Here is a 6,720-nt window from a genome sequence, read left to right as displayed (position 1 = left end):
TCCGTATAAATTGTAGTGAGACGAACGCCCAGACGATGGAAGCGGAGCTTTTCAGCCATCGGCGGGGCGCCTTCCCGGGCGCGAACCGGGACCAGACCGGCAAGCTGCTGATGGCGAACAACGGCACCTTGCATCTTGATGAAATCGCTGACCTGTCCAAGAACCTGCAGGCCAAGCTGCATGACGTGTTGCAGAGCGGGTCATTCCAAAGGCTGGGCGCCGGTGAGGATACGCCTGTCTCGTTGAACGTGGTGGCCACCACATCGCGTGACCTGTCCGCAGAGGTCAGGGCAGGGCGGTTCCGTCAGGACCTCTATTTTGCGCTGAACCTGTTTTCGATCCGCTGCGAACCGCTCTGCGAGCGGGCAGAGGATATCCCCTATCTCGCCAAACATTTTCTCGACCGCATGACCCGCCGGTTGCGGCTGCCGGCAACCCGGTTGTCACAGGCGAATATCAAGGTGCTGACGGAGTATGGCTGGCCCGGCAACGTGCGCGAGCTTGAAAATGTCATCGAACGGGCCGCGATCCTGGCACAGGGCGGGCGGCTCGAATTTGACTTTCACCTCGCGGGGACGTCACCCGGTCCGGGACCGGACGTCGTGTTGACCAACGAGGATTTGCGCGATCTGGAACGCAAGAACCTTGAGAACGCGCTGGCGCGTACAAAGGGAAAGGTTTCCGGCGCGCAGGGTGCGGCATCGATCCTCGGCATTGCGCCGACCACGGCCTATTCGAAGATAAAATCCTATGGCATCGATCCTGCCGAATTCCGGTGATCGCTGTCCTTCCTCCGTTCCTCAGCTCAGTCCACGCCGCTTTCGTTCCGCATCGTCCCACGCGGTGAGCGGCTGGTAATCCGGCACGAAGCCCAGCCCTTTCTGCGCGTCCGACGACGATACCCCCTGCGAGGTAACGACGTCGATCACGGCGGGCGCGTTTTCAAGGGCGCGGCGCAGTGCGTCCTTCAGTTGGGCCGGGTCCTCCACCCTTTCGCCATGCGCGCCAAGGGCACGCGCCATGGCGGCGTAATCGGAATGGCGCAATTCGGTACCGACGACGCGGCCACCGTAGTTGAACTCCTGATCGTAGCGTTCGATGTTCCATGCCGCGTTGTTCGACACGATGAATACCGCCTTTGCATCGTGGCGCACCGCCGTGTCGATCTCCATCGCGTTGATGCCATAGGCGCCGTCGCCGTTGACCGAGATCACCTGCCGGTCAGGACAGGCCAGCGCGGCTGCGATGGCGAAGGGGGCGCCGACGCCGAGGCATCCAAAGGCACCGGCATCGAGATATGTTTTCGCGGCGAGCCCGACGCGGGCAAAGCTCAGCAGGTCCCCGCCATCGGCCACGGCGATGTAATCCGGGCGGGCTTCGGCGGCGATGGCTTCGAAGATGGCCATGGGATGGATCTTGCCGTCCGGGCCGGTCTGCGGGACGGAGGCGTCGCTGCTCTTGGCGATCCGGTCGCGATGCTTGCCGCGCAGGCCTTCCAGCCAATCTAAATCGCGCGTCCCGGCGTCGTTGCCTAGCGCGTCGGTCAATGCCTCCAGCGCAAGATCGACGCCGGCAAGGATTTCGGGGCTGCCGCGGCGATTATCGATCAGCTCTCCCGGCGTGTCCGCGATGCGCAGGAAGCGCGCGTCGGGAAAGACGGCGGGCGAGCCGAAGCCAAGCTGATAGTCGAGCTTCCGGCCCAACGTCACGACAAGGTCGGCCTGCGCCATGGCAGCGGCACGGACCGCGCCGACCACGGCCGGATGCTCGCGCGGTACCAGCCCCCGGCTTTCCTGCGTGTCGAGGTAGAGCGCATCCACCGTATCGAGAAAGCGCACCAGTGCCTCGCCCGCCCCGCGCGCCCCGCGCCCCGATACCACGAGCGGGCGGCGCGCGCCCCGGATCGCGTCCACCGCTTCGGCGATGCTGTCGGGGTCGGCCGTGACGCGCCGGTCCGGTTTGGGCGCAATCCAGTCCTCGGCGATCAGGTGTTTCGCGACCCGGGTGCGCAGCACGTCCGTCGGGACTTCGATGTAGGACGGCCCCGGTTCGCCCAGATCGCCCATCGCGCGGGCCCATGCCTCATCCAGCTCGCGGATCACCTGATCGGCGACACGCGCGGTGCGGCTGTAGCGCGTCACGGGGCGCATGATCTCCACATGGGGGATGTCCTGCAGCGGGCCCATGTTCGCCTGCGGGCGCGAGGTGCAGCCCCCGATCAGCAGCACGGGCGCGCGGGCCAGCGACGCATTGGCGATGGCGGTCACGCAGTTGGTGACGCCCGGCCCGGCGGTGACCATCGCGACGCCCATGTCCCCGGTCAGCTCGGCATGCGCATGGGCCATGTGCACTGCGGCCCCTTCGTCCCGGACATCGACGATGCGGATGCCCTGCCGGGCGCAGTGGTCCCAGATGGGCTGGATATGGCCGCCCTGCAGGCCGAACACCCTGTCGACCCTGCGCGCCTTCAGCGTGGCGGCGATCCAGGCGGCGACGTTGTCCTCGTCTTGGTTGAGGTCCTGTGTATCGGTCATTTCCTGTTCTCCTGAAAAGAGGGGTGCTATGCGCGGTCGGTCAGCAGGTCGCGCAGCACCCGGTGCAATATCTTGCCCGTGGAGTTGCGCGGCATTTCGTCGGGGGTGAGAAAGATGATACGGCGCGGGCGCTTGTACCCGGCCAGCTTGTCCCGGGACCAGGCGATCAGCTCATCCGCCGTCAGGCCGCCCCCGGGTGCCACGACCACCGCGGCGGCGACTGTCTCTCCCCATTTCGCGTCCGGCAGCCCGACCACCGCGATATCCCTGACCTGCGGGTGCCGCGCCAGCACGGTCTCGACCTCGCTCGGATAGACGTTCTCGCCGCCGGAGATGATCATGTTCTTCTTGCGGTCGATCAGCCGGATGAAGCCCGCTTCGTCCCGCAACGCCATGTCGCCGACCGACAGGTAGTTGCCCCGGTATGCCTCGCGCGTTTTGTCGGGCAGGTTCCAGTACCCTTCGAAGGCGTAGGGGGAGGAGGAATACAATTCACCGATCTCCCCGTCGGGCACTTCGTTCCCCGCGTCGTCGAGGATCCTGATCGGCGCGGAGCCCGCGACTTCGCGCCCGACGGTGCCGAGATGGTCGAAAAGCTCATCCGGGTGGAGGAACGTCACCCAGCCCGCCTCGGTGGAGCCGTAGAGTTCATAAAGACCCGAATTCGGGAACATCTCCATGATCGCTTGTTTCGTCTCGACCCGCGCGGGCGCGGAGGACACCATGAGCTTTTCGACCCGGTCAAAACCCGCCGCACCGCCCCCGGCCTCCCGCGCTTCGAGCATCATCGTGTAGTGGGTCGGCACCAGCGAGGAAAAGGTCACCCCCATCTCTGCGATCGTCCGCAGGCAAAGCGCCGCGTCGAAGCTGGGGCGGGAGAATATCGTGACGCAGCCCCCGATATAGAGAAAGGCGGTGAAGAAGTTCAGCGAATTGGCATGGCACATGGGCATGACGAGTAGCGCATCGTCCCGCCGTGCGAGGCCAAGTTCGATCTGGGTCATGAGTGCCAGCATCGCCATGCCCCGGTGGCTGCGGATGGCGCCCTTGGGGTTGCCGGTCGTGCCAGAGGTATACATCAGGCACCAGGTATCGTTGGGTGCTACGGCGGCGTCGGGCTCCGCCTCGGGGGCGCTGCCAATGAGATCCTCGTAGCCTTTCCAACCCGCGCGTTCCTGTCCGATCGCGATGAAGCGCGTATCCGGCAGAACCACCGCACCGCGCAGGTGATCCGCCACCTCGGCCAGCGCATCCTCGGCGATGATGGCGGCGACCGAGCAATCCTCGCAGATGAAACGTGCCTCGGGTCCCGTCAGGCGGAAATTCACCGGCACGGCGACCAGCCCCGCCTTGGCGACGGCGGCATAGATCTCCGCCCATTCTACGCGGTTGTAGGCCAACACCGCCACCCGGTCGCCCGGGGCGAGCCCGAGGCCCAGCAATCCGTTCGCGAGCTGGCACGCGCGCCTGTTCCATTCCGCGAAGCTCATCTGGCGTTCAAGATCGCGCGCCCCGATGCGGTCGGGCTGGAGCCGTGCCTGCGCCGTCAGCATCTGGCCGATGGTCAATAGCGCAGTCACGGGAACCTCACGCGGGCAGGGGCGTCCGGCGCCAGCGCGCCGGGCCGGTCTGGTGAACGGAATTGCCCTGCGTATCGACCGCCACGGTCACGGGCATGTCTTCCACCCGCAGGCGGTAGATCGCCTCCATCCCGAGGTCCTTGAACGCGACGGGTTCGGCTTCGCGGATTGCTTTCGACACGAGGTAGGCCGCCCCACCCACCGCGATGAGGTATGCGGCTCCGTGGCGTTTGATCGCCTCGATCGCCGCAGGCCCACGCTCGGCCTTTCCGATCATCAGCTTCAAGCCGGTCTGGCCAAGCACACGGTCGGTGAACTTGTCCATGCGGGTTGCCGTTGTAGGGCCCGCGGGGCCGATCACCTCGTCGCCGACAGCGTCGACCGGCCCCACGTAGTAGATCGCCCGCCCTGCAAGATCGACGGGCAGCGGTTCGGACCTGTCCAGCATCTCGACCATGCGTTTGTGCGCCGCGTCCCGCCCGGTATAGAGCGTTCCGTTCAACAGCAGGGTTTCGCCGGGGGTGAGCGATGCGACCACATCGTCGGTGAGTGTATCGAGGTCGATCCGCCGCGCGCCCGATCCGGCCATGTCCAGCAGAATTTCGGGCCAGAGTGACAGGTCGGGCGGCGTGAGCCGGGCAGGCCCCGAGCCGTCGAGGGTGAATTTCACGTGCCGGGTGGCGGCGCAATTGGGGATCAACCCGACCGGAAGGCTGGCCGCATGGGTCGGGAAACTGCGAACCTTGACGTCCAGTACCGCCGTGATCCCGCCAAGACCCTGCGCCCCGATGCCAAGCGCGTTGATCCGTTCGTAAAGCTCCAGCCGCAATTCCTCCGTCCGGTCGGCGGGGCCACGGCGACGAAGCTCAGCCATATCGATGGGATCGTTCAGCGCCTTCTTGGCCAGCGCCATCGCCTTGTCCGCCGAACCGCCGATCCCAAGGCCGAGGATCCCGGGCGGGCACCAGCCTGCGCCCAGGCCTTCCACCGTTTTAACCACCCAGTCGGCGATCGAATCCGAAGGGTTCAGAACGGCAAAACGGGCCTTGTTCTCGGACCCGCCCCCCTTGGCGGAGACATGAACGGTGACGTCATTGCCCGCGACGATTTCCGTCGACAGCATCGCGGGGGTGTTGTCGCCCGAGTTCTTGCGGCTGCCCAGGGGGTCGACGACCACCGAGGCGCGAAGGGGGTTTTCATCCAGCAGATAGGCGCGGCGGACGCCTTCGTCGATCACCTCCTGCAGGGGCCGCGACAGCTCGAGCCGCGCGTCCTGACCGATGGACAAGAAGACATTGGCGGTCCCGGTGTCCTGACAGATCGGGCGGCGGCCTAGTGCGGCCATGCGCGAGTTGACGAGGATCTGCGCCATGGCGGCCTTGGCGCCCTGGCTTTCCTCACGCTCCCATGCGGCGGCCATGGCGGCGATGAAATCCGGCGGGTGATAGTAGGAGACATATTGCAGCGCGTCTGCAACGCTCTCGATGAGGTCCGCTTCGCGGATCACGGCCATCTGTCTCACTCCTCTATCTGGCGCACTACGTCGGTCACGCTGCCGTCGCGATATTCCGATACGGCGACCACGCGGCCAGCGGCACGCGGCGGTGTGGGCCGCGAGGCGGCAGAGCGGGCCTTTTCGATCAGCGCTTCGATTCCCACCACCGGCAGGCCAGCTTTTTTCAGGCGATCACCAAGGTCGCCCCGCAGCGGGTTCACCGCGATACCGGCATCGGTCACGACAACATCGACCGTGGCACCGGGAGTCGTCAAGGTGCCGACCGTCGGCACGATCTTGGCAAAGCCCGCCGCCGTCAGCCGGGTGGTGACAATCGTGAGCTTTGCGCCCGCGGCAGTATCGGCATGCCCGCCCGATCCGCCGATGATCGCGCCGCCCGCCTTGGTGGTGACGTTGACGTTGAAGTCGCGGTCGATCTCGGTCGCGCCGAGCACTACCGCATCCACCCGGTCGACCACGGCGCCCCCCAGATGCGGGGCTGCATAGGTCGCCGCCGACATTGCCTGATGCCGCAGGTCGTGCTGATAGGACCGAACGGCGGCGAGGTCGAAACACTGCACGTCCATCAGGCTGCGGAAGAGGCCGGCGTTCAACATTTCCACGTGGAACCCGGTGATCCCCCCCGAGCAGAAGGAACCCGTGACGCTCCGATTGGCCATTTCGCGGCCAACGGCGGCGGCAGTGGCCAGCGAAATGCCGCCCGCCCCGGTCTGGAACGAAAAGCCCTCCGCCAGCAGGCCTGAGGCGGAGATGACGGCAGCCGCGTTCCCGGCGATGCCGAGGCTCACCGCGTCCTCCGCTGGGCGGGTCGTGCCCGAGGCGATGCCGCCCGGATCGCCGATGCGCTCGACCGCGACCACGAAATCCACCTTGCCCTGCGGGATGTCCACGGGCAGCGCCGGAAAGGGCAGGAGGCTGTCGGTCACCGCCACCACGCGGCGGGCCACCTCAACGTCGGTCAGCGGATAGCCGAGGGTGCCGCAGGCGGTTTTGCCCGCACGGCCCGAGATATTCCCCAGATCGTCCGCAGCGGGGGCGGCGACAAAAGCGGCGTCTACAACCAGTTCCCCCATGTCCAGCGCCCGTGCCC

Annotated in this window: 5 protein-coding genes; 1 reads left to right on the top strand and 4 read right to left on the bottom strand. The window is 66.3% G+C overall.

The features are described from left to right. Positions 1 to 779, top strand: a 779-nt coding sequence (locus A3728_RS10425; protein ID WP_150120726.1) for a sigma 54-interacting transcriptional regulator, incomplete at its 5' end; no start/stop codon positions are given. A 21-nt stretch (positions 780 to 800) separates the two neighbouring features. Here A3728_RS10425 and A3728_RS10420 read toward each other — a convergent pair. From A3728_RS10420 to A3728_RS10405, 4 genes are all read right to left on the bottom strand, one after another. Continuing rightward, the gene (locus A3728_RS10420; RefSeq protein WP_067923139.1) at positions 801 to 2,534 is read right to left on the bottom strand and encodes a thiamine pyrophosphate-binding protein; all 1,734 of its coding nucleotides are present in this window, start codon (positions 2,532 to 2,534) and stop codon (positions 801 to 803) included. 26 nt (positions 2,535 to 2,560) lie between these two features. After that, positions 2,561 to 4,114, bottom strand: coding sequence for a class I adenylate-forming enzyme family protein (locus A3728_RS10415; RefSeq protein WP_150120725.1), 1,554 nt, complete (start codon positions 4,112 to 4,114; stop codon positions 2,561 to 2,563). Positions 4,115 to 4,121: 7 nt separating this feature from the next. Continuing rightward, positions 4,122 to 5,627: a fumarate hydratase gene (locus tag A3728_RS10410; RefSeq protein ID WP_067923136.1), complete on the bottom strand. Its 1,506-nt coding sequence runs from the start codon at positions 5,625 to 5,627 to the stop codon at positions 4,122 to 4,124. A gap of 5 nt (positions 5,628 to 5,632) precedes the next feature. Beyond that, positions 5,633 to 6,720: citrate lyase subunit alpha (locus A3728_RS10405; protein WP_067923133.1), on the bottom strand; the 1,088-nt coding region annotated here is incomplete at its 5' end.

The organism is Sulfitobacter sp. HI0040, assembly GCF_001634885.1.
GTDB lineage: Bacteria > Pseudomonadota > Alphaproteobacteria > Rhodobacterales > Rhodobacteraceae > Sulfitobacter.
The sequence above is the reverse complement of the archived record's forward strand: the minus strand, read 5'-3'. Positions and strand labels throughout refer to the sequence as shown.

Excerpts from the sequence above, each read along its gene's own strand:
- A3728_RS10410 (WP_067923136.1), bottom strand. The coding sequence starts at position 5,627 with ATGGCCGTGATCCGCGAAGCGGACCTCATCGAGAGCGTTGCAGACGCG.
- A3728_RS10420 (WP_067923139.1), bottom strand. The coding sequence starts at position 2,534 with ATGACCGATACACAGGACCTCAACCAAGACGAGGACAACGTCGCCGCC.